Source organism: Thalassotalea sp. PLHSN55 (assembly GCF_052030545.1).
Taxonomy (GTDB): Bacteria; Pseudomonadota; Gammaproteobacteria; order Enterobacterales; family Alteromonadaceae; genus CANMXU01.
This window is the reverse complement of record NZ_JBPDIH010000001.1, coordinates 38,465-61,193: the sequence shown is the minus strand read 5'-3', so window position 1 is coordinate 61,193 and position 22,729 is coordinate 38,465. Positions and strand designations below refer to the sequence as shown.

At 39.7% G+C, this 22,729-nt stretch carries 19 protein-coding genes; 6 read left to right on the top strand and 13 right to left on the bottom strand.

Features of this window, described 5'->3' with window-relative positions; translation table 11 throughout:
• A complete protein-coding gene (gene bufB, locus ACRRSQ_RS00275; protein WP_440873688.1) occupies positions 1 to 846 on the bottom strand; it encodes an MNIO family bufferin maturase in 846 nt (281 codons plus the stop codon).
• Positions 847 to 994: 148 nt separating this feature from the next.
• The gene (locus ACRRSQ_RS00270; RefSeq protein ID WP_440873687.1) at positions 995 to 1,285 is read right to left on the bottom strand and encodes a BufA1 family periplasmic bufferin-type metallophore; all 291 of its coding nucleotides are present in this window, start codon (positions 1,283 to 1,285) and stop codon (positions 995 to 997) included.
• 319 nt (positions 1,286 to 1,604) lie between these two features.
• On the opposite strand from ACRRSQ_RS00270, the gene ACRRSQ_RS00265 reads away from it, so the two are divergent.
• The 4 genes from ACRRSQ_RS00265 to ACRRSQ_RS00250 all read left to right on the top strand — a co-directional run bounded on the left by ACRRSQ_RS00265 (position 1,605) and on the right by ACRRSQ_RS00250 (position 5,405).
• Positions 1,605 to 2,582 carry an alpha/beta fold hydrolase gene (locus ACRRSQ_RS00265; RefSeq protein ID WP_440873686.1) on the top strand — a complete coding sequence of 326 codons (978 nt, stop codon included), beginning with the start codon at positions 1,605 to 1,607 and terminating at the stop codon, positions 2,580 to 2,582.
• A 123-nt stretch (positions 2,583 to 2,705) separates the two neighbouring features.
• Positions 2,706 to 3,275: a hypothetical protein gene (locus ACRRSQ_RS00260; protein ID WP_440873685.1), complete on the top strand. Its 570-nt coding sequence runs from the start codon at positions 2,706 to 2,708 to the stop codon at positions 3,273 to 3,275.
• A 205-nt stretch (positions 3,276 to 3,480) separates the two neighbouring features.
• Positions 3,481 to 4,572, top strand: coding sequence for an endonuclease/exonuclease/phosphatase family protein (locus ACRRSQ_RS00255; RefSeq protein ID WP_440873684.1), 1,092 nt, complete (start codon positions 3,481 to 3,483; stop codon positions 4,570 to 4,572).
• Positions 4,573 to 4,778: 206 nt separating this feature from the next.
• Positions 4,779 to 5,405, top strand: a complete 627-nt coding sequence (locus ACRRSQ_RS00250) for an EF-hand domain-containing protein (protein WP_440873683.1) — start codon at positions 4,779 to 4,781, stop codon at positions 5,403 to 5,405.
• Positions 5,406 to 5,551: 146 nt separating this feature from the next.
• On the opposite strand, the gene ACRRSQ_RS00245 is transcribed toward ACRRSQ_RS00250, so the two are convergent.
• The 11 genes from ACRRSQ_RS00245 to ACRRSQ_RS00195 all read right to left on the bottom strand — a co-directional run bounded on the left by ACRRSQ_RS00245 (position 5,552) and on the right by ACRRSQ_RS00195 (position 19,950).
• Positions 5,552 to 6,748, bottom strand: coding sequence for a PQQ-dependent sugar dehydrogenase (locus ACRRSQ_RS00245; RefSeq protein WP_440873682.1), 1,197 nt, complete (start codon positions 6,746 to 6,748; stop codon positions 5,552 to 5,554).
• Between the two features lie 331 nt (positions 6,749 to 7,079).
• The gene (locus ACRRSQ_RS00240; protein ID WP_440873681.1) at positions 7,080 to 7,421 is read right to left on the bottom strand and encodes a zinc ribbon domain-containing protein YjdM; all 342 of its coding nucleotides are present in this window, start codon (positions 7,419 to 7,421) and stop codon (positions 7,080 to 7,082) included.
• 288 nt (positions 7,422 to 7,709) lie between these two features.
• Positions 7,710 to 9,350 (bottom strand): glucose-6-phosphate isomerase, encoded by a 1,641-nt coding sequence (gene pgi / locus ACRRSQ_RS00235; protein WP_440873680.1) that lies wholly within the window; start codon positions 9,348 to 9,350, stop codon positions 7,710 to 7,712.
• 44 nt (positions 9,351 to 9,394) lie between these two features.
• Positions 9,395 to 10,732, bottom strand: coding sequence for a sugar MFS transporter (locus ACRRSQ_RS00230; protein WP_440873679.1), 1,338 nt, complete (start codon positions 10,730 to 10,732; stop codon positions 9,395 to 9,397).
• A 262-nt stretch (positions 10,733 to 10,994) separates the two neighbouring features.
• Positions 10,995 to 11,927: a metallophosphoesterase gene (locus ACRRSQ_RS00225; RefSeq protein ID WP_440873678.1), complete on the bottom strand. Its 933-nt coding sequence runs from the start codon at positions 11,925 to 11,927 to the stop codon at positions 10,995 to 10,997.
• Positions 11,928 to 11,960: 33 nt separating this feature from the next.
• Positions 11,961 to 12,740 carry a transcriptional repressor AgaR gene (gene agaR, locus ACRRSQ_RS00220; RefSeq protein WP_440873677.1) on the bottom strand — a complete coding sequence of 260 codons (780 nt, stop codon included), beginning with the start codon at positions 12,738 to 12,740 and terminating at the stop codon, positions 11,961 to 11,963.
• Between the two features lie 293 nt (positions 12,741 to 13,033).
• Positions 13,034 to 14,989 (bottom strand): carbohydrate binding domain-containing protein, encoded by a 1,956-nt coding sequence (locus ACRRSQ_RS00215; protein WP_440873676.1) that lies wholly within the window; start codon positions 14,987 to 14,989, stop codon positions 13,034 to 13,036.
• Between the two features lie 391 nt (positions 14,990 to 15,380).
• The gene (gene nagA, locus ACRRSQ_RS00210; protein WP_440873675.1) at positions 15,381 to 16,577 is read right to left on the bottom strand and encodes an N-acetylglucosamine-6-phosphate deacetylase; all 1,197 of its coding nucleotides are present in this window, start codon (positions 16,575 to 16,577) and stop codon (positions 15,381 to 15,383) included.
• Positions 16,561 to 17,502: an ROK family protein gene (locus ACRRSQ_RS00205; RefSeq protein ID WP_440873674.1), complete on the bottom strand. Its 942-nt coding sequence runs from the start codon at positions 17,500 to 17,502 to the stop codon at positions 16,561 to 16,563. The genes nagA and ACRRSQ_RS00205 overlap by 17 nt, the downstream gene beginning before the upstream one ends.
• An 11-nt stretch (positions 17,503 to 17,513) precedes the next feature.
• Entirely contained in the window at positions 17,514 to 18,638 is a 1,125-nt protein-coding gene (locus ACRRSQ_RS00200; RefSeq protein WP_440873673.1) for an SIS domain-containing protein, read from the bottom strand.
• Between the two features lie 28 nt (positions 18,639 to 18,666).
• Positions 18,667 to 19,950 (bottom strand): D-tagatose-bisphosphate aldolase, class II, non-catalytic subunit, encoded by a 1,284-nt coding sequence (locus tag ACRRSQ_RS00195; RefSeq protein WP_440873672.1) that lies wholly within the window; start codon positions 19,948 to 19,950, stop codon positions 18,667 to 18,669.
• A 713-nt stretch (positions 19,951 to 20,663) separates the two neighbouring features.
• Here ACRRSQ_RS00195 and ACRRSQ_RS00190 point away from each other — a divergent pair.
• On the top strand, positions 20,664 to 22,181 hold the full coding sequence (locus tag ACRRSQ_RS00190) for a family 20 glycosylhydrolase (RefSeq protein ID WP_440873671.1): 1,518 nt from the start codon (positions 20,664 to 20,666) through the stop codon (positions 22,179 to 22,181).
• A 109-nt stretch (positions 22,182 to 22,290) separates the two neighbouring features.
• Positions 22,291 to 22,701: a hypothetical protein gene (locus ACRRSQ_RS00185; protein ID WP_440873670.1), complete on the top strand. Its 411-nt coding sequence runs from the start codon at positions 22,291 to 22,293 to the stop codon at positions 22,699 to 22,701.
• Positions 22,702 to 22,729 lie beyond the last annotated feature (28 nt).

The following is a 22,729-nucleotide window of genomic DNA, read 5'->3' as shown; positions in this document are numbered from 1 at the left end:
CTACCCCTTAATCATATCGGCTATTATTGCATCGGCCTTAAGTTTTTCACCGTACAAAACGTCAAATTCAGGTAAATCATTGTCCCATTCAATTAAGGTCGGAACGGGTTTGAAATTATTAACAACGTATTGAAATAACTGCCATACTCCGTCGTAAACTTTAGCGCCATGGGTATCAATGTACACTTGTTGCCCTGCGATATGATCGACCGAAAAGCCCGCTAAATGTATTTCTTTGACAGCATCAAAATCGATAGTCTCAAGATAATCGTGGGCAGAGAAGTCTAAATTATGCGCGCTAACAAAAAGGTTATTAACATCAAGTAATAAGCCACAGCCTGTGCGTTTAACCAAAGCGGCAATAAATTCAGCTTCCGACATTACAGAATGTTGAAAATGTAGATAACTGGAAGGGTTTTCTAATATCAGCTGACGCTGCAAAATATCTTGCGCTTGCAAGACATTGTCACAAATAACGTCCAATGCTTCTTCTGTATACGGCAATGGATAAAGCTCAGGCGCATAATGAATGTTGTCAGGCGAGCTCCAAGAAATATGATCAGAAACAAACACCGGCTCTAATCGTGCAAGCGTTTGTTTTATCGATTGTAGATGTGCGTGTTTTTTTTCTGTCCATTGACCTGCAGTACCCAAAGATAAACTGACACAGTGTGCGGAAATCGCATAATCTTGACGAATTTTATCTAAACGTTTCGCGGCAAAGCTATGTTCATTTAAAAAATTTTCAGTGTGCACTTCAAGCCAAGGCACGTCAGGTTTGTTATTAATAAATTCATTAAAATGACCATGACGCAACCCTAAACCCACACCGGTAATTGTCTTCATATTCAATAACGCATCCACAATAGCACGCTCACATTTATTTAACGCTTTTATTTAACGCTTTTATTCAACGCTTTTATTAGTTCAACAAATAGAACCATTAATTCAAAAGGGCTTGGTAATACTCCCCGGTGAAATAATGGTGCCATCATTACTTTTTGGCTGGCTTTTCAGCTTTAACAACACCACCGGTAATTTTTTCACAAGTACCTTTAGGCACATACACCCATTCATGATCTGAATTATCTACCTTGGCTTGCCCTGCACAGTTATGTGATCCGTCGAGTGCACCGCAGTCATTTTTACCAGCTTTGGCAACACCGGCGCATTTTTCCCATGCAGAAGGTTGTTCAGGTACAGCCATTGCTGGCGCTGCAGACAAAGTACCTAAGGCAAGAATACTCGAAATTGCCGCGGCTTTAATATTGGTTTGCTTAGTCATACTAAATTCCTTATTTATAATGGTTGATGCAATTAAATAGACAGCAGCAAAGATCAAATGCTTTCAAATAAAATTGTATCTAGGTCACTATGAACACAATATTCAAAACCAAGAACAGCATAATTATCTCGCTAAATCATAAGGTTAACTTGAACAATAATTGACGAATAAATTTGCAATAAAAATCATCGCAAAGGGGGTTATAGTCCTAGATTGCGGCTAGATCACGTCACCTAACCGTCATGCTTATGCCATACAACTAGGTTAAGTTCGGTACTGCCAGTTAACAGTCGTATTCGGTAAAAATATAAAACATTGTATGCATTCAATCACTCTCAGCTCAGGTATTAAATTAAGTTTTCAAGATGAAGGCGATAAAAAAAAGCCAACCATTATTTTGATCATGGGGTTAGGCGCGCAAATGACAGTTTGGCCAGATAACTTTTATTACGGGCTGATTGAAAAAGGCTTTCGCGTTATTCGCTTTGACAATCGTGATGTCGGAAAATCGAGTAAGTTAACAGAATTAGGCTCGCCAAGTTTGCTCAATACCTGGCTAAGTAAATACATGCCACTCCCGACAAAAGCACCTTATTTACTGGATGATATGGCCAATGATGTTTTGCAGTTAATGGACGCATTAGGCGTTAAAAAAGCCCATTTAGTTGGTTCTTCAATGGGCGGAATGATCGCTCAAATTTTGGCGGCAAATCATCGTAAAAGGATCATCAGTTTAACCAGTATTATGTCGTCGCCCAATGCGAGCAATTTTTCAGCATCTAACCTCAAGCTTTTTCTTCTATTGGCAAAACGCCCCAGTCAATTTAATCGAGAAGCAGCGATAAATTACAATGTAAAATTAAATCGATTAATTGGCAGTCCTGCCTACCCAAGCGACGATAATTACCTGTATCAACAAGCCACATTTCATGTTGATAGAAGCTATCACCCCGCGGGGGTTAAGCGCCAACTTGTCGCGATAACAGCCAGTGGTTGCCGTAAACAGTTACTCAAACGAATTAAAGCGAAAACTTTAGTGATACATGGTAGTGACGACCCCGTTATTCCGGTATCTCAAGGGCATGAAACAGCGAGAAGCATTAAAAAAACCAAGTTGAAAATTGTTAAAGGCATGGGACACGATTTTCCCCCAATACTAATGGCTAAATTAACCAAGTGGATCGCCAAACATATTGATAAAGCAGAGCGTAAACACCAACAAAAATTACAAAAAAAACGCCCTGAAAAGTGCTTACAAACAACACAAGCAAAAAAGCGTACTGATCTGCGTACATAAAAACCAAAGTCTGTACAAAAGTGACATTGCCGTAAAACAAGCGATTCTTTATAGTGGTGTTTTTTCACAGGAGTTACCACTATCAAAACATACTCAATATTACTCACTGCGCTTTTTCCTTTCATGGCTAGTTTTTCAAGCGTAGCCGCGCAAGTCAGTGAAGCGCCATTAGTATCTATTGCCAGCCAAGATGCTTTTTTCGACGCTATTAAGCAAAAATGCGGGCAAGCCTTTGCAGGTAAAGTAACGGTCGATAATTCAAACAGTGACAGTTTTGCTAACAAAAAACTGATCATGCATGTGCGCAAATGTAGCAATGCACAACTGCAAATCCCTTTTCATGTTGGTGACGATGCCTCAAGAACTTGGCTGCTGACCAAAACCGGTTCTGGCTTATCATTAAAACACGATCACCGTCATAAAGACGGTACAAATGACAAGTCAACTATGTATGGCGGTCATACGCTTGATGCCGGTTGGGCACAAGTTCAGTCTTTCCCAGCTGACCAATATTCAAAAGAATTGTTTGTTAAGCAAGGGATCCCGCAATCTATTGGTAATACTTGGCAAATGTATATTTACCCAGAAAAATTTAGCTATCGCTTAGTGCGAGACGGACGAGAATTTCGTGTCGACTTTGACTTAACCAAGCCAATTACACCGCCAAGCGCTCCTTGGGGTTATCAAGACTAAAAGCTAATTGACATCTTTAGCATGCGATCTTTGCGAATTGCCCCTAATATCTTGCCGGTGACGTAACAAGGATCGCCCATTGCTGATGCCAATGGGTTATAATGCGCTATCACCTTCTCGTTAAATTAGCCGAGCCAATACTATTAACTCCCCCTTACCCACTGTCGCTATCAGCAATACTCAACTAAAAATCGCGACATTTAATTTGTTCAATTATCTCGAGCCACCTAATGCCTATTATGAATTTGAGCGTATTTACAGCGTGCAGCAATGGCAGAGAAAACAAAAATGGATAAGTCATTACCTCGCCCAACATCAGCCTAATATTATTGGTTTTCAAGAAGTGTTCAGCCCTAATTCGCTACAAGCATTGGTGAAAGAGCAAGGTTATCAAAACTTTGCAGTTGTTGATGAAGCGACAGTGGTCGACGATTTTATTTATCAAAGCCCAGTCGTTGCGCTCGCATCACATTATCCAATTGTTGAAACCACTGCCGTGCCCGTTAATCGCGAGCTAGCGCAAAGTTTAGGATTAGCCGAAGACTTTTCGTTTAGCCGGAAAATATTAAGGGCAACGGTTGATGTGCCTCATATTGGTTACTGCGATTGTTATGTGGTGCATTTAAAGTCAAAGCGTTCGATGCTTGACGCACCACAAGATAATAATTACTCCGATGAAAAAAACATTTTTGAACAGCTAAAAGCGCAAATTGCTGGTGGCTGGGGTTCAACTTTGCAACGAGGCAGTGAAGCCACTTTATTATTCACACAAATGCTGACAAGACGAGAGCAAAGCCAACAACCTATGATGTTAATGGGCGATTTTAATAGCACGTTAAGCGATGGCGTACTTAGTCACTTATTAACTCACCATTTACCTTTTGCTAATCAAGCCGACTGCAAACGCTATTTAGACAAATATTGCTTACATGATGCTTGGGAGTTACATCAGTCTGCGCAGTTAAGAGAAACAGCGCTTAAAGAATCAGAACTTCAACACTTAAACTCTAAAAAATTAGACTCTAAAAAAATAGAGCCGACAGAAACAAACGATAACGATATAAACAGTAAAGATATCCAACAAGAAAGAGCACCAACGCATTATTTTGGCGCGAAAGGATCAGTGCTTGATTACATATTGTTGTCATGCGAATTTGACGCGAGTTACCACGACAGCTTTTATCAGGTCAGCGACTATCATACCTATGATCGCCACCTTATAAATCCAATTTTTGAACAAGACGATCTTAGCACTGACCATGCGGTAGTATCGGTGACTTTACGTTTGCGATCATAACTAATTCCTCAAGTATTAAGAGTAATTTAACACCATAAAAAGCTAAAATTCATTGAAGTTCACCTTCAAGTTTTTTTTGAAACAAATTGTCGAAAAATAAATGGAAAATAATGCCAATAACGTTAGCTTTTCTGGTGCTATATGCTATTGCTTAATGCAGCAAATGCTTATTCACAGCAAAGCACTACCAACCTAAGGAGTACCCGATGAAAAAGCTCACTTTTGCAATTCCATTGGTCGCGTTAGCCTTGCTAACTTGGTCAATAACTACCACAGCTGAAAACTTGCCTCAGCGCGGTCCTATACCATTTGATGTCTACGATAAAAATGGCGATGGACTGATCAGTGAAACCGAATTTATGGAAATTAGAGCTGAACGAATCAGTCAAAAAGCATCTGATAAAAGATCTATGCGAGGAGCTACAGGTGCACCTTCCTTTTCTGCTTTTGACAGCGACAATAACGGCAGCTTAACCAAGCAAGAGCTAGAAGCAGGCCAGAAAAAGCAACAAGAAAAACGCAAAAATAAAAAACAAAACAAATCACTAAACAAATCACTAAACAAAGGTCAAAAACAAGGCAAAATGATGTCGAATAAAATGCCGTCATTCTCGACATTCGACCTTAATAGCGATGGCAAAATTGTTGAACAAGAATTCAACGAACTACGCAGTCAAAAAATCAGTGAAAAAGCCGCCCAAGGCAAACAAATGAAAAACATTGCCGATGCGCCTTCATTTGCAGATATTGATAAAAACAGTGACGGTGAAATTGACAAAACCGAATTTAAAGATCATCAAAAGGCACATCGCCAGCTTAAAAAACAAAGGTAATCATGAATTTGTGTAAATTAGCAAGTGAAAAATATTTATAAATAAAAGGAGCCCTATTTTTAATTGCGGCTCCTTTTTTGTTCAAAGAATAGCTATGATTTCATTGTTTAAATGACAATTTATACATGCCATATTTTCGTAATACTTCATTTGCTTTTTAATTTAAAAACACCCTGACCATCTATCGCAACATATAAGTAACCATCAGGACCTTGTTTGACATTACGTACACGAGTAAGTTTCTCCGCCACTACCTGTGCTTTCGCAACGTCGTTATCCTCTATAGATAACATCACCAGTTGGCCAAATTTTAAAGAGCCAACAAGGATATTACCTTGCCAATTGGGGTAGCGATTGCTGGTGACAAATTCCATGCCCGAAGGTGCAATGGATGGGTCCCAATACCATTTAGGCTGCTCCATACCGTCTTTTTCAGTTAGATCAGTAAAGCGAGTGCCTGAGTAGTTAACACCATAACTAATAATCGGCCAGCCGTAATTTTTGCCTTTGGTGATAAGGTTGACTTCATCACCGCCTTTAGGGCCATGCTCATGGGTCCAAATATCACCAGTAATTGGGTGTTTTATCATGCCTTGAGGATTGCGATGTCCATAAGAATAAATGGCCGTTTTGGCATTAGCCATACCAACAAAAGGGTTGTCTGACGGAATACGGCCGTCGTCATGTATTCGGTATATTTTACCGGCATCGCGGCTAATATCTTGCGGGTTAAGATCGCGATAGCCACGATCGCCAATCGAAAAATATAAATAACCTTTATTGTCAAACGCTAAGCGACTGCCAAAATGCACATTTTTCTTGCCATAAGCCGTAGCAACATAAATATCTTGCTGCTCGACTAACGTAGTGCCACTTAGTTTAGCTCTCATGATTGCTGTGCTTTTATTGCCGCTATCATCAGCTTTTACATAAGAAAAATATAACCAGCCGTTGTTGGCATAATCAGGATGTAAAGCAATATCAAGCAAGCCACCTTGGCCGCCAACAACAATTTCAGGCAAACCAACAACATTGTCAGCAACCGTCGCTCCTTGTTTTAATCGTTTAAGTTCGCCGCCACGCAAGGTAACTAACATATCACCGTTGGGCAACCAAGCCATGCCCCACGAAATGCCATTATTCCCCCAAACCAATTCCTTGCTCACTTGGTTTGAATTAGCTTGTTTTGAATTGGCTTGGTTTGAATCAGTTTGGCCTGCTACAGCAGAAGCTTGAATATTAACAGTACATGAAAAAAGAGCACTGCTACAAATTACAACTAAAAGAGGTGGTAACGATAAACGCATATTAATAATCACAATAGAAAAGCGAATTACTATCATAAGCAAAATACGGCTAATTACCAAGATATTGAATAAAAATAGGCCTCACTAAGCTGGTAAAATCCCTCTAGGGTCTGTTGAACTTTCGAGGTTAAATTTTGTTCAAAGTAAACACTTTTTGTTCAAGGCGTGAACAACACAGCATGGTTGTTCCATGTAAGTTGTGAACAACGATGAAGAAATAGCGTTTAGTTGAACCCCAAGGGCAGCGTTTCTAGGCATTTATACTTCCTTATTGCGCTTTCATGTGGAATAACCACATAGCAATCACAATGCTTTGTCTAAATACCTATAAACTGCTGCAAAAATAAACACGAAAGTTCAACAGCCCCTAGGCTTTTTTAACAAATTTGGCGGTCACCATCATTTCGCCAACACCGTCAACTTTACAATCTAGCTGATGATCTTTCGCTTCTTTAATACGCCTTATTACGGCTTTGGTGCCAATTTTAATTACCTGTGAACTGGCTTTAATTTTAAGATCTTTAACCACAGTGACTTTATCGCCTTCACTCAGCAAGGCGCCATTAGCATCTTTTACCTGTACGTCATTTTCAGCGGCAACTTCTACTGGGTTCCACTCAAAATTACACTCAGGACAGATAAATAAGGCTTGGTCTTGGTAAACATATTCAGAGCCACATTTTAGGCAAGATGGGATTGATTCACTCATGAGGTTACTTAGTTATAAAAAATAAGGCCGTTATTTTAACAGCCAAATTCACGAAAGAAAAATATCAGTAACCACAGGCTAAGTCTTAAGCTGTAAGCTGCAAGCTTCAAGCTTCAAGCTTCAAGCTTCAAGCTTCAAGCCAATAGCTTTAAGATCTAAGCCTTAAGCTGCAAGTTGCAAGCTGTCCACTTTTAGCTTTTAGCTTTTAGCTTTTAGCTTGCCACTTGTAGCTTCTAACTTTCCACTTGCAGCTTCCAACTTCTCACTTGTAGCTTCTAGTTTCCCGCTTTAAACACAGTTCAAATAATAGTGAATTAAGCCTCGGGTTGAGCTGTCATGGTTTTTATTCACCTTGTTTTCGTCAAGCTCTTTTTGAATGTCGTTTGCTAAGCCCTTGCCTAGTTCGACGCCCCATTGATCAAACGAGCAAATTTGTAGCACAATGCCTTGAACAAATATTTTGTGCTCGTATAGGGCAATTAAACTGCCCAAGGTGCGCGGTGATATCCGCTGCATTAAAATGGAGTTCGTTGGACGATTGCCTTTATGCACTTTATGCGGCGCCACTTTATCTATGTATTGTTGAGTGCGCCCTTTAGCTTTTAAATCCGCTTTCACTTGTTGCTCATCAACACCAGACATTAAGGCTTGGGTTTGTGCGAAAAAGTTAGACATCAGGGTTTGATGATGGCCTTTTACCGGCGTTACACTTTTGACCGAGCCAATAAAGTCAGCTGGAACAACATTATTACTTTGATGTAAATATTGATAAAAAGCATGCTGACCATTTATACCTAAGCCGCCCCAAATCGAAGGCACCGTTGGGTAGTCAACGTCATTACCTTGCCAAGTAACCGATTTACCATTACTTTCCATTTCCGCTTGTTGCATGTAAGCACACAACATATGCAATGATTGATCATACGGTAAAATTGCCTGCGATTTTGCCCCTAAAAACGTACAATTCCACACGCTTAGCAATGCAAGAATAACTGGTGCGTTATGTGCTAAAGGCGCCTGACAAAAATGCTGATCGATTTCGTGTGCCCCTTCCAATAACTCAATAAATTTGTCAAAGCCAAGATCAATTGCAATAGGTAGCCCTATTGCTGACCACAAGGAAAACCGTCCGCCGACCCAATCCCACATATCAAAAATGTTTTCTTGGGCAATGCCAAATTCCATCGCATTGTCTTTGTTCGCTGACACGGCAACAAAATGTTTCGCTACGGCTTTTTCATCAAACGAGGAAGACACTAACCATTTCACTGCGGTTTTAGCATTGGTCATGGTTTCTGTGGTGGTGAAGGTTTTACTGGACACAATAAACAGCACTTTTTCAGGGTCAAGCGGTCTTAAAACATTGGCGATCTGAGTGCCATCAACATTAGAGACATAATGCACATTAACACTGCCATCGCTATATTGTTTTAATGCTTCGGTGACCATTTGCGGACCTAAATTAGATCCTCCAACGCCAATATTAACAACATCAGTAATACGCTTTCCTGAGTAACCTTTCCATAAACCATGACGCACTTGCTCACTAAAGGCTTTCATTTTAGCTAAAGCTGATTCAACGCTATCAGTAATATTTTCGCCGTCTAACATCAACGGCATTTTCTCACGATTACGCAATGCTGTGTGCAATACCGCGCGATCTTCGGTGCGATTAATGCGCTCACCTTGAAACATTTTGTCGCGCCACGTCGTAATGTCACATTCATTAGCCAGTGCGATCAGTTTTTGCATGGTCGCTGAAGTAACTAGGTTTTTTGAATAATCGAGCAGCATATTGGGCAGCTGAATCGAAAACTTATTAAATCGCGCTTGATCTTGTGAAAATAAGTCACTCATATGTTGCTGCTGCATTTCTTGTGCGTGCTCAGCCAATGCTTGCCAGCTAGCTAATGAAGTTCTCATCGTCATGTTGTTTACCCTTAATTCCAAATCAATACTTTTATGTAATACGGCTAAGCGTCGTTACTCGACCAACGACGAATTTTATGCCCTTTAAGCGCATAAAATAAAATGAATGCGTAACACGGCAACATGATCAAATACGCACCTTGAGAGTTGCCGCTCATTTCGGTAATAGCACCATAAATAAGTGGCAGTAAAGCACCACCGGATATGCCCATAATTAATAACGCAGAACCAGTTTCAATATGTTTACCTAAGCCATTTAATGCCATCGGCCAGATTGCCGGCCAAACGAGTGCATTGGCAAAACCTAACATAGCGACATATAACACGACATCTGGCAGATAACCTACTTCACGCCAAAAAATTAAGTTCGACCAAATGAGCGCACTGTCTGTTGGCGTGATGATAATCAACATGGTTAACACTAAACCTAAAACGGCAGACAACATTAATGCGGTTTCTTGCTTAATAAAGTGAGGAATAGTAAACATGCCAACAAGATACGCTAGCACCATAAATACCATAGTGTACGAGGTTAGCTCGCCAAAATTGGTTACGCCGAGCTCTTGGCCAAATAAACCAATAGTATCGCCGGCAATCACTTCAACACCAACGTACAAAAATAAGGTAATAACACCTAAGATAAGTTGCGGAAATGCCATAATAGACGTGCTTTCAGTGTCGTTATCTGAAGTTTGCATCGCCTCAGTATTCATGCTCGGCAGCGGTGATAATTTAATAAATATCGCTAGCACAAATAAGGTTGCCGCCATAATGATGTAAGGATTGACCAAACGTTGCGCCAATTCATTTAATTGCAATGTACGCTGCGCTTCACTTAACAGCGCTAATTGGCTTTCATCAAACTGCTCCATACCGGCAAAGATAAACGCGGTAAAAATAATCGGTGCAACAACCCCTGCCCCTTTATTTAGCAATCCCATAATGCTAATTCTAACCGCTGCTGACTCTTGCGGCCCTAATAAAACAATGTAAGGATTTGCCGCTGTTTGCAATATGGTTAAGCCAGTACCTAACATAAATAGGCCAAATAAAAATATGCTATACATGCGTTCATTGGCTGCAGGAATAAAAATTAATGAGCCAATCGCCATTACCAGTAAACCAAGCATCATGCCATTTTTATAACCGGTTCGTTTAAGCACATAGGCCATCGGAAGTGCCATAACTGTGTAAGCGATATAGAAAGCCATGGTCACTAAATACGCTTCCATATGATTAAGCTCACAGGCTATTTTCAAAAACGGTATCAGTGAACCATTTAGCCAAGTGACAAAACCAAAGACAAAAAATAATGACCCTATGATCATCATAGGCATTAACGTGCGTTGTTTATTTGATTCTACAGGGAGTATTGCTTCCATAATTTAACCTTGTCTAACAAATGATAGCTCATTGTTACATATCAAAAACAAAAATGAAAGACTATGAAAGACCAAAATCTTTCACTATTTTATAAAAAAGAAACTAAAGTAAAGAGGTAAATTAGAAAGCCGACAGCTTTAAAACTGCGACAATTATAAGAGTAAACAGAAAAAGTTAGCGCAAAGCGGCATTTAAATGATATCAGGAAAATAAAAAACCGAGCACAAGGGCTCGGTTTATCAATATTTTGTGATGAGTGATTTAGGGCAAATAACTAGAGCGTGCTTTTTTTCGAGGAAGTACCATATTTTGCTGACGCCCAAAACCAAGGATCTCTATTTTATCGGGGTAAAAATTAGCCACTGAAAATGCGTTCTTAGTGGTATTTACCATCGCCTTGAATGTGACATAGTGAATACCATTTTTAAAGCCATAATTACCGCCGTGATTATGGCCATTAAACCAAGCAAACACATTTGGATATTGCTCAAGTAAAGTAACTATCTCACTGTCATTCCACAAGTTATGAGCATTAGCCGGATAAACAGGAAAGTGAGAAAACAATACCACCTGCTGGTTATTTTTTTCGGCATCCGCTAATACGGTTTTCAACCACGCCAGTTGTTTTTTACCTAGCGCACCATTATAAGTATGCAACTTTTTCTTAGTCGCTAAAGTACTTTGAAAATCTTCAAATGCTTGTGCTGACGCTAGGTGTTGCTCACTTGCTTTAGGGTAGGCATATAAACTTAAATCGTTGCCATCAATCACGATAAAGCGCCAATTATTTTGGCTAAAGTCATGATAACGCGCTGGCATACTTAGGGTATCAGGAACGGTCAGCTTAAGGCTTTCTTCAACACTAAAGTCATGGTTACCCAGCACATGATAGCCTTGTTGGTCTAATTGATGCCAAATAGGCAATAAGGTTTGATAACTTTCGAAATCTTTATCGATAAAGTCGCCTAAATGAATACTCCAATCAATTGACTGCTCATTTAAAGTTGCTACCGCTTGCTCAAGTTTACCAGCAGACAAGTTAAAATGACGCTCACGCCGATGTTCACCAGGGTGGTATTGACAGTCGGCAATAATACCAATAGAAACATCGGGCGCCGAATTAAGTGAATTTTGCGTGCAACTTGCAACTTGCAGTGCCCAAAAGAGCACTGCAATTTTAGTGTAGATATTCATAATTTTTTCTTTGTAGTAAAACGTTAGTTAACGCTAATCATCGGGATGTGGCACTATGATTAAGTTAATGCGTCGCTCTTCTAAATAATCTATATAGGATTGTGGGATCCGACTATCAGTTAATAAGGTGTCAATTGCATCTAATGAGCTGATAATATAAAAACCATTGCGATTAAATTTAGATGAATCTGTTACTGCAATAACTTCTTTAGAAATATCACACATCACACGGTTTAAATTAGCTTCGTGTTCAAAGTGTGTGGTTATGCCGGCTTTTTCATCAATGCCGTCAACGCCAAGAAAAACTTTATCAAAACGTAAGTTGGCTAAACTAGACTCGGCTTGTCGGCCATAAAACGATAGTGATTTTTTACGTAAAGTTCCGCCAGTTAATAGCACTTCACTTTCATCACCTGCAGCTAATTCTGTTGCGATATTTAAACCGTTGGTCATCACCACCAAATTTTTATGGTTCTGCAAGTTCTTAGCGATTTCTTCAGTGGTTGTGCCTGAGTCTAAGATGATCGAGTCACCATCTTTTATTAAACTCGCCGCAACTACCGCCAGTTTTTGTTTAACCGATAAGTGCTCACAGTGTTTTTCTTTGACTGACAGCTCTTTTGCAATACGACTATTCATTACCGCACCACCACGAGAGCGTACAACTAAACCTTTTTTATCTAAACTGTTTAAGTCGTTGCGGATAGTTACCGTTGACACTAAATATTTTTCAGCAAGTTCGGCAACATCTACTTTACCTAAGGTGTTGGTGAGTTCGACAATTTCCTGGCGTCTTTCTATCGTAGTTAACATAATTTTTAATTGGTTATAAACTAATATCTTATCCTACCAAGCAAAACCACCTTTCACAATGTTTCAAATAAATAAATTGGTATTTTTTATCTTAGTAACAAAAGCGACATCAAAAATTGAACAATAATCCTATAACAACTAACCAGTCAGCGACTTATTATATGATAAAAGAACTATAATCACGCTTCATTAGTCAGAATTCCAAAACCTATTGAAACCACATAACAACCAAATAAAAGTGGCTAAGATAAAGCGCAGGGGCGTCCTTTCTCCTGAGCTTTAATACTTTAACGCTACTGAACTTCTTCAATAATAAATGTATCTGCGTAGGTATTACCCGAGCTTGCATATACATATATGTCTGCCGAGGTTATATTTTCACCTGTGGTAAATGTAATGCTTTTGTTGGTATAAGATGCACTACTGGTCGCATTTTTTAATTTATCACCGCCATAATTACGCACGTATAAAGCAGCTTGACCAGTGGTTTTAATTTTGGCACTTACTTTATAAGTAGTGTTTGGAGTTAAATTATTAACCACATTGATCACATCGCCACCTGCATCAATTTCAGCAGCAAAACTTCCGTCGTTAGACTGATAATTTACACGTCTCGCTTTATAGTAACTCCAAGGCGCAGTGCCCGCTTCAAAGTCGCCATTAACTAAAATGTCGTTACCACCGCCTTGATTAACAACAGTAATTTTAACTACCGCAGCATTACTTTCACCTTTGTTACTACTATTTTTATAAACAAAATTATCTTCACCGCTATAACCATTGTTTGGCAGGTAAGTAAACGAACCATCGCTGTTAAGCGTTACTGTACCGTGTTGAGGTTGTGACAATAATTGAGAAGTTAATCCATTTTGTTGTTCATCATTAACTTGTACGCCCTGCTCTGGCGTAATCACTAATGCTTGCTCTGATATTGCGTTGTAGCGGTCAATAATAGCATCAGGCGAATTGTCATGTACTGGGCTAACTCTAAACCAATCAATCACCATGGTTCGAGTTCCCGACCAATCAAGGTCGCCGGTCCAGCTCATTTGACGATAGCCTAAAATAATTTCACTTAAATCATCGCCAACCACATCGGTAATTGTTGCTTGGTATGCTCCGTCGATATAAAAATCAATGCGACCATTAATGCCATCGTAATGTTGCCACTCAATAGTGAAGGTATGAAATTGATCATCTTCCACCGATATTTTATTACCAAATTCATCTTTTACTGGCTCTTTAATACTCACTACAGGTTCATACGGGCCATAAGGGTTGGCATTGCCCCAAGAATTAAATCGAGCATCAGACCAATTACCATTGGTTGCCGCTGTTTTGATGTCGTCGTAAGCGACTTCAATATCAATTTCATCAAAGCTAGTTGCATCTTCTTGATAGGTGAAAATAAAACCACCAACACCCGAGATCGCCAGATTTTTTGCGCGCATTTCAATGCGATTACCCGGACCTACTTCACTAAAGCGAATATCTTGAAATGGCTGACTCGAGTCTTGATCGTTATCAGCATTAGCATCTATGGTTAAATAGGCATAACCGTCACCCGGGACAATTTCATTCCAGCCATAAACCGGTAACATATCGTCGACATAACGCCATGTACCTTGTATGGTCGTTGGCTGACCTATTTGATTAAAGTCTTCGAAATAGCCAACAGTTACTTCACCGTTATCATCATGTAGGGTCATAGTAACTTCATCAATATGCACATGTTTCTCAGGCGTTGCGCCAATATCGTCAACAGAAAAGGTAATTTTTGCCAGCGTTGCATTTGTCGGCGCGGTAAGTGTTTTGTTTAATAATTTCCATTGGTCGTAATTATCAACGCCCCCTACATAACTGCCTATAATATCTGTATCGATAACGGTTGAGCCGGCCAACCACTGCACACTTAAAATAGCTTCGCGATCAAGCAATGCTTGACGTGAAAATGAGGTCACCTGCGCACTAATATCGTATTGACTGCCAGCAGATATCGAAACTTCTTGGAAAATATAGGTATTACTATTTTTAAGCTTGACGGTTTTTTCACCTATCGTTTCTTCTGCACGCCCGTGATGCCAGCCGCTTGTGCCGACATGAGTCCAACCCGGAATGGTTATGTTAGCAAAGCTGCCTTTATCACCTTCTTCAAAGTCACCATTAACAATTAAGTTGCTTTGTGCAAGGCTACTCAGTGGCATAACTAACGCTGTCGCTAGAGCTAAGTGTTTTAGTTGGTATTTCATGCTTCCCCCTTTAGGTATATTATTTTAATTAAAAATATTAAGCCTCTAGCTATCCATGTAAGGCATAGTTCAATTATGCTCGATGATTAACGAGCAATTTATCTACTCCCTAAACAACATAACAAAGAACCAAAACCTTCACAAACTTTCATTTAATTTTCTAGGTGAGTAAAACGGTAATAATCACTTTCAAAATGTATTTTAACCAATAAAAAGAAAGACATAAAAGCACAAAAAACTTTCAGTTTATTATTGTTTAATAAGAAGTGAATATCTAAAAGCGCATTAAGCGACAGGAAGGTAAAACAAGCGTTGATAGCTGCACCTTGAGCAACAAATTAAGGTACAACTAACAACGCTTTAGGGAGAAACTTTATGGGTTTTATCGCCTTTATTGGCTAAGTTGTGAAAACTTTTTTGACGTTTTAGCGTCAGCAAACACTAAATTGCCGTCTATAATCGTCGCTTGATTGGTAAAGTCGTCATCAACAATCGCAAAACAGGCGCGTTTACCGAGGGCGATACTACCTAATGAATCATCGACACCAAGGAAGCTAGCCGGTATTAAACTTGCCATGTGTACCGCTTCAAGTGGCGGAATATTGGCAAGTTTAATTAGGTTCACAATAGCCTTTTCAAGCGTTAGTGTGCTGCCAGCTAAGGAGCCACTTTGCGTTCTGGCAATGCCGTCAACCACTTCAACATCGAGCATTCCTAACCGATATGTGCCGTCGCTCAGGCCGCCAGCGACAATACAATCGCTTATCAGCCCCATTTTTTTATCCCCTTTTAAGCGATAGATCATATCTAAGATGGCAGGATGAAGGTGAACACCGTCAGCGATAACTTCAACATAAGCATTTTTATCAAGTAGTACCGCACCGGCAGTACCGGGATCTCGATGATGAATGCCTTTCATACCATTAAAGACATGAACACCACCACAAGCACCAGCATGCAATGCATCGCAAGTTTGTTGATAGTTTGCGTTAGTATGCCCAAGCATAGGCTTAATGTTTTTAGTGACCAGATAACGAATAATGTCATCAGAGTTAGGCAACTCTGGCGCAAGTGCCATAACCTTCAACGCCCCCTGTGATGCGTCAATAATCGCGTCGATATTGGCAAGGGTCAGTGGCAAGAAGTATTTTTCGTCATGGGCACCTTTATGATCTTCGGTAAAAAATAAACCTTCGTTATACGCGCCAAGTACTTGTGCGCCCTCTGGCTGATTTTGATAGGCTTCACCAATCGTTGAAAATGCTGCTAAGGTATTTTCCCAAGTTGAGGTAACCGTCGTTGCCAAAAAACCAACCACACCATGCTTTGCTAGCGAATTAGAAATTGTGTCAATAGATTCACGTTTAGCGTCCATAATATCGCAGCCTTCACGGCCATGAATATGCAAATCTAAAAAGCCAGGTAATATACTGGCATTGCCTAAATCAACAATAGGAATACCAGCACTTGCGTGCTCAGTGAGCTCAGCTATTTTGCCATTTTGTATCAGCACAAATTTTTCAGTTTCAATACCATGTTCGGTATAGATCTGTTTAGCATGTAGGTAATAATCAGCGGTTATCTGCATGTTGTCTTCCTAAAATAGCTGCGCCTCTTACGCCACTCGAGTCACCGAATACCGCAGATGAGATCACAGGAGATTCAACGCCATCAAATAAATGGGCATTAATTGCATTTGGCAGCGCATCAATAATTTCTTCAATTTTTGATAAACCGCCACCAACAACAATAACATCGGGATCATACGATAATACTAATGTACTAAATGCTGAGCCCAAAAACTCCATGTAACAAGCAAATGTTTTAAGCGCAATGGGGTTTTTATCACGTAAATCACAGACAAATTGAATGGTACTGAAAGTGCCGCTACCAAAATGATTGTACAACCAACCTAAACCTGGTCCGGCAATATACGCCTCGCTACAGCCAGTTAAACCACAACCACATTCACGCACAGGTAAATTGTATTTTGCCAGTAAATGCCCTGACGCGGGTAAATGGCCATATTCACCAGCAATATTATTGCTGCTTTGATAAAGTTTATTGTGCAAACACAAGCCGCCGCCGGCACCCGTACCGATAATTGCGCCGTATACGATAGGATGTTTATCACCTGCGCCGCCACAGCTTTCAGACAAAGCAAACAATCGACAATCATTTGCGACAGCTACACTACGCCCTAGCAGCATTTCTAAATCTGTTACTATCGGTTTGCCCGTAGCGCAGTGCACATTAGCTGATTTAACTAAGGCGTTTTTGTCTAAAATTCCGGGCATTCCTATGCCTATCGAGCCTTGTTGTCCCGTGCGCTTATCGGCTTCAAATATAAGATCGGCAATTGCTTGCAAAAACTCATTATAATCGTGAGTTGGCGTTGATACTCGCCAACTGTCCATAAGTTCAAATTGATGATCAAACAAACCTATTTCTATCTTAGTGCCACCAATGTCTAACCCGTAAGTAACCGATGTATTCTTGCTATTTGCAGACATAATATCGCCCTTTATTTGTCCTCTAATGGGTATAAAGTAACACCTTGAACCACACGATTAACCTCACCTGTTGGGCATGGATTATCTGGTGTGATGTTAGCATTTATCGATTTGAAGAAAGAAAATACCTGACAGTAAACAATATATGGTAAACCTGCCCACACGTCATCTAAATCTGTAAAACCACCAAAGCTACTACCATCTAATTTAATAATGTTAGCCGCTTGTTGATCGCGAATTAATTCAGCTAATAAGTCTTGATCATATTGTTTGGTATAGGCATTAGTAGATGAAAAAAAGATGATTTCCGTACTGCTGTCAACTAACGACTTGGGCCCATGTCTAAAACCGAGCGGGCTTTCATAATAACTGATAACTTTTCCAGCGGTGAGTTCTAATACTTTTAATGCCGCTTCTTTAGCAATACCTTGTAAGCCGCCTGCCCCTAAAAAGACTAAGCGATCAATATTTGCTAATGCTTGAGATTTAACATTGGCAATACCTTGTGCTAGAAAATGTTCTGCTGCTGCTGCTGCTTTTTCTAATTGTTTGGCTTCAGCAGAAAATATGCAAAGGGTACTTACTAACATAGAGCTGAAACTGCTGGTCATCGCAAAGCTTTGATCAAGCGTGCCTTCTGGCATTAATATCGAATAAGCATTACTTTGTTGCTGCGCATTAGTGGCAAGATGCCCTTCAGGGTTACAGGTAAGGACTAAATGAAAGCAATTATCGACGACTTGATCAACAAGCTTTACCGCTGCCACACTTTCAGGGCTATTACCTGAACGCCCGTATGAAACGATGAGTGTCGGTTTGTCTTTTAAAAGATATTCGCGTGGATTACTCACAATATCAGTGGTACTTATTGCTTCAACTTGTCTATTTAATTGTCTAGATAAATAAGGTGCGATTGATTCACCAACATAGGCCGACGTACCCGCGCCAGTTAAAATAATTCTTAACTCGTTTTTGGCTAAAATTGGCGTTAACCAGTCATGTAAATTAGCACGTATTTCTTCAATATGTTGCGCAGCTTCTCGCCACACACGCGGTTGCTGGCATATTTCTCTAGCGGTCCAATATCCGTTATTAGCTTTTAGGAATTCTTCGCTATAGGTTAAATAATCTGACATAAAAAATCCTTTACTTTTAATAAATTAACTACTTCTGCTTCCAGCAGGCTTGGGCATATACTTCGGTAACTTGTTTCACTTTCGCTTTCACTAACGCTTGCGCCGTTAGTGCTAATCGGTTGTTACGAATTTCTCGGTATTGTTCAGGTAAAAACTGACTAATTAGCGGCAATGGAATACCCGCTTCATTTAAGTTTTTAAACATGCATTGAACCGCCGCTTCGATACGTGGCAAATTCCAATAATAGCGAATGCGATCGCTATAACTGTAACGACGATAAAAGGTCCCTTGACTTGCAGGCACAGGATAAAAACGCTGCCAGTTTTTGGGTAGTTCAAGCATTTCTTGCTCGCAAACTTCACGTAAAAAAGACTGTTGTTCAAGCGGAATAATTTCCTGCTCGATGTAACTTAGGGCAAATAAGGCTTCACGTAACGCTAAGGTTAACTGTGGTCCTACTTTTAAAATAGCAAAATGATCGTTAACTAAATCGATATACGCTTGTTCATTTTGATAATCGGTAGAATGCGCTTCAAAAGCAATATTAGGAAACGTTTGAATCGATGCTTTTAGCTCGGCCGCTTTATCTGACTGATAGTCAATAATGCTAGTGTGGTCAAACTCAACGCCCGGTTGAACCACCAAGCCAATAACACGCGACCAAGCATCTGTTAAGCCTAGCGCTTGGAATGCACTTTGATGTAATTGTAATGTTTGTTGTACTCGGCTAACTGGCGTTAATTCTAGCGCTTCAATCGCTTCACTTGCACCACCTGGTGGCGGCACTTCGGTGCCAACTACGTACACTAAATCTGATTGACCAAAGGTTTTAATTGCCGTTTGCTCAGCCACTAAACAGAGCTCGGCAGCGCGATTTGCGACAACTTCATCAGGTACTTCGGTTGGATCATCAGCGCATGCCATACTGGTATCTAAATGTATTTTTTTAAAACCTGCAGCAACATAACTGGCGATTAAATCTGCTGCTTTTACCATTGCCTGCTCTGCCGGCTCATCAACCCAGCATACTGGGCCTAAATGATCGCCACCTGAGATAATGTGGCTTCTTGGGTAATCAAGCTTATCGGCAATTTCGCCAATAAACGCTAAAAAATCAGCCGGCTTCATACCTGTGTAGCCACCAAATTGATTGACTTGATTTGCAGTCGCTTCAATTAACACAAGGCTGTTGTCTTGTTTTGCTTGTTCAATTGCCGCTTCAAGAACTAAAGGGTGCGCTGAACACACTGCGTATATGCCTTTAGCTTCACCGTTTCTATTCGCTGCTATAACGGCTTGAATTTGATTCATAACTCACTCCAAATCTTTTAATGTTATCCAAAACAAGAAAAAGTATAACGCAACTTTCGAAAGCTTTCAAATTATTTTCACAAGCTTTATTTAATTCAACAAAGCATGCCGTAAGGCAATAAAAATGGTAAACCACTCTACTAAACAGTAATAAACACAAACTAATGAAAACATTAAAGGTAACTATTTCAACGGTTTTAAGCTAAAAATCAATACCGTTATTTTACCTTCACACTATCAATTAACTTGGTAAGCCATGTGAAAGGTTAATATAGCTAATACATTAATAAACTTAATTAAATAAATTTTAAGGCAAGGTTACTACTATCAAATTGTTTTGAAAAAGCGCTAAATATAGCAATAAAAATGTTTTTAACTCGGTTTGTATATTTTAAAAAACACAAAACAAAAGAAAATGAAAGGCAAATAAGTTACAAAACTAATTGTTAGTCACTAAATTTTGCAGTAAAGTAAATCTATAGACTTACCGTCTTGTCTGCAACATGGTTAAAGCTAAGCGATTATTATCAATTGAAATTGCTATTAAAGATGATGTGAGGCGATAAGTTGGCGCTAGCTAAAAGGCTACTGACTCAATACGAATTAATACTTTGCTGTGCACTGAAGTACGTGTTTTACACAATCAAGTTTAATCAAGATACATGTTCGGTATATGCCTGTGGCTATATCAATCAAGGAGAATGGAAAAAGAGATGAAAATAATAATATTTCTATTAACAGTACTTATCTGCAATGGCTTTTATTCTATTGAGGCGCTTGCACAGCAAGTAAGTTTACCTGCAATTAAACAGTGGCAAGAAAATAAAGGTGAGTTGGTACTTAGCCAGCAAAGCCAAATTGTGATCAGCTCAACAACAAACAAAAGCCTTTCAGATGCAGCAACGTTATTACAACAAGATCTTAAGTTTATTTCAGGTTTAGATCTACCAATAACAACCACTGCTAAAGCAAAGCGTGGCAGCATTATTTTAAAGCTTGAGCAAAATTCTACAGCCAAAAACTCTGAAGCCTATGCGCTAAGCATAGATAGTCATGTGGTGATCACAGCTCCTACAAGCACAGGTATTTTTTATGGCACACAAACCCTATTACAAATGGTTAAAACTAGCGCCGATAGACTAACGCTACCAAAAGGTAACGGCCTCGATGCGCCTGATTATAAAGTACGTTCAATAATGATTGATTTAGGTCGACGCTATTTTGAAATGGAGTATTTAGAATTTGTCTTACGTAACATGGCGTGGCATAAACTAAACACCTTGCATTTGCATTTTACTGACTGGCTAGGCTTTCGCTTGGAAAGTGATACCTACCCAAATCTAGCGTCAGAAGAAGCCTACAGCAAAGAAGATATTCGCCATTTGCAAGATCTTGCCAAAAAATACCATATTACTATTGTGCCTGAGATTGATTTACCTGCACACGCAACCTTTATGACAGACTTCAATCCTGATCTTGCTTTTACCTGTAAGTCGATGCGCTTTGCTAAAAAGTGGCAAGGTGATGAAGCCAATGCGCAAAATAAAGCGTGGACAATCGACATTACTAAACAAAAAAATCGTGATTGGATAAACGCCTTACTTAATGAATTTATTCCACTATTTGACGGACCTTACTTCCATATCGGTGGCGATGAATACCAATACGATCCAGAAAAATATCAATGCCCTGAATTAATGGCCGCAATGAAAGAGCGAGGCTATGGCAAGCCCGGCGATATTTTTATTGAATGGTTAAATGAAGCAAATGAATTAGTGAAATCACACGGCAAGCAGACCAAAATATGGAATTGGTGGCGTTTTGGTGCCAATGAAACCACGCTGCAACCTGCAAAAGATATTGTCATTGATGTTTGGAATTTACCAAGACAAGAGCAAATTATTAAAGACGGCTATCAAGTGGTATTAACTCCTGAAAGCCAGCTTTATGTTAGCCCAGGTTTAGAGAATGACGAGGGATACGGCATTGTTGATCTCGAAAATATTTATGAAAGCTGGCAAACCGTTAAACATGACAATGTGCTGGGCTATAAAGTCAGTATTTGGTCTGATGGCGCATTAGACAAATCAGATCAATGGTTCGAAGGAAAGTCTGTTGAAGCCAAAGCCGTATTAGCAGAGAAAATTTGGGGCAGCAAAGGTTCAACTTCGGTTGAAGGTTTACTAAAGCGTTTAAGCATGATCGGCAACGCACCGATACACAGCAAGTAATCAGCTTTTCCTTTCCAGTTTAGCTTCATATGGCTAAGCAAAACGGTCAACAATCTCGTTTTGCTTAGCACTTACCTTCAGTAGTTTTTTCTCTTGTTAGAGGTTGATTATGTCTGTAAAACAACTCGTATTAATATTATTTAGTGCCACATTGGCATTAAAATCTTATGCGCACGACGCTTCGTTAGAAGGTGTATGGCAACTAGTCTCAGCCCAGCACCAGTATGAAGACAATGGTCCAATCATTAATTTGCAAACCGTGCCAACATTTAAATCATTCAAAATTTTAAAAGATGGTTACTATTCGATTCTGACCCAAAACCCAAACAAAGCCATTTTTGGGGCTCATATGGGCACGTATACCGTTGAAAATAATAACTATATTGAACATTTTATTGTGCACCATCAAACCGGCGAAATAGGTAAATCAGCCGCATTTACTTTTAAAATTGAACAAGACAAGTGGTACATTTATTCAGAGAAAATTGTTGAAGTTTGGCAAAGGGTTGAAACCAAGTAGCACGCTAGATAGCGATAAGGGTAAGTAA

Excerpts from the sequence above, each read along its gene's own strand:
- bufB (WP_440873688.1), bottom strand. The coding sequence starts at position 846 with ATGAAGACAATTACCGGTGTGGGTTTAGGGTTGCGTCATGGTCATTTT.
- ACRRSQ_RS00270 (WP_440873687.1), bottom strand. The coding sequence starts at position 1,285 with ATGACTAAGCAAACCAATATTAAAGCCGCGGCAATTTCGAGTATTCTT.
- ACRRSQ_RS00265 (WP_440873686.1), top strand. The coding sequence starts at position 1,605 with ATGCATTCAATCACTCTCAGCTCAGGTATTAAATTAAGTTTTCAAGAT.
- ACRRSQ_RS00260 (WP_440873685.1), top strand. The coding sequence starts at position 2,706 with ATGGCTAGTTTTTCAAGCGTAGCCGCGCAAGTCAGTGAAGCGCCATTA.
- ACRRSQ_RS00250 (WP_440873683.1), top strand. The coding sequence starts at position 4,779 with ATGAAAAAGCTCACTTTTGCAATTCCATTGGTCGCGTTAGCCTTGCTA.
- ACRRSQ_RS00245 (WP_440873682.1), bottom strand. The coding sequence starts at position 6,748 with ATGATAGTAATTCGCTTTTCTATTGTGATTATTAATATGCGTTTATCG.
- ACRRSQ_RS00240 (WP_440873681.1), bottom strand. The coding sequence starts at position 7,421 with ATGAGTGAATCAATCCCATCTTGCCTAAAATGTGGCTCTGAATATGTT.
- pgi (WP_440873680.1), bottom strand. The coding sequence starts at position 9,350 with ATGACGATGAGAACTTCATTAGCTAGCTGGCAAGCATTGGCTGAGCAC.
- ACRRSQ_RS00230 (WP_440873679.1), bottom strand. The coding sequence starts at position 10,732 with ATGGAAGCAATACTCCCTGTAGAATCAAATAAACAACGCACGTTAATG.
- ACRRSQ_RS00225 (WP_440873678.1), bottom strand. The coding sequence starts at position 11,927 with ATGAATATCTACACTAAAATTGCAGTGCTCTTTTGGGCACTGCAAGTT.
- agaR (WP_440873677.1), bottom strand. The coding sequence starts at position 12,740 with ATGTTAACTACGATAGAAAGACGCCAGGAAATTGTCGAACTCACCAAC.
- ACRRSQ_RS00215 (WP_440873676.1), bottom strand. The coding sequence starts at position 14,989 with ATGAAATACCAACTAAAACACTTAGCTCTAGCGACAGCGTTAGTTATG.
- nagA (WP_440873675.1), bottom strand. The coding sequence starts at position 16,577 with ATGCAGATAACCGCTGATTATTACCTACATGCTAAACAGATCTATACC.
- ACRRSQ_RS00205 (WP_440873674.1), bottom strand. The coding sequence starts at position 17,502 with ATGTCTGCAAATAGCAAGAATACATCGGTTACTTACGGGTTAGACATT.
- ACRRSQ_RS00200 (WP_440873673.1), bottom strand. The coding sequence starts at position 18,638 with ATGTCAGATTATTTAACCTATAGCGAAGAATTCCTAAAAGCTAATAAC.
- ACRRSQ_RS00195 (WP_440873672.1), bottom strand. The coding sequence starts at position 19,950 with ATGAATCAAATTCAAGCCGTTATAGCAGCGAATAGAAACGGTGAAGCT.
- ACRRSQ_RS00190 (WP_440873671.1), top strand. The coding sequence starts at position 20,664 with ATGAAAATAATAATATTTCTATTAACAGTACTTATCTGCAATGGCTTT.
- ACRRSQ_RS00185 (WP_440873670.1), top strand. The coding sequence starts at position 22,291 with ATGTCTGTAAAACAACTCGTATTAATATTATTTAGTGCCACATTGGCA.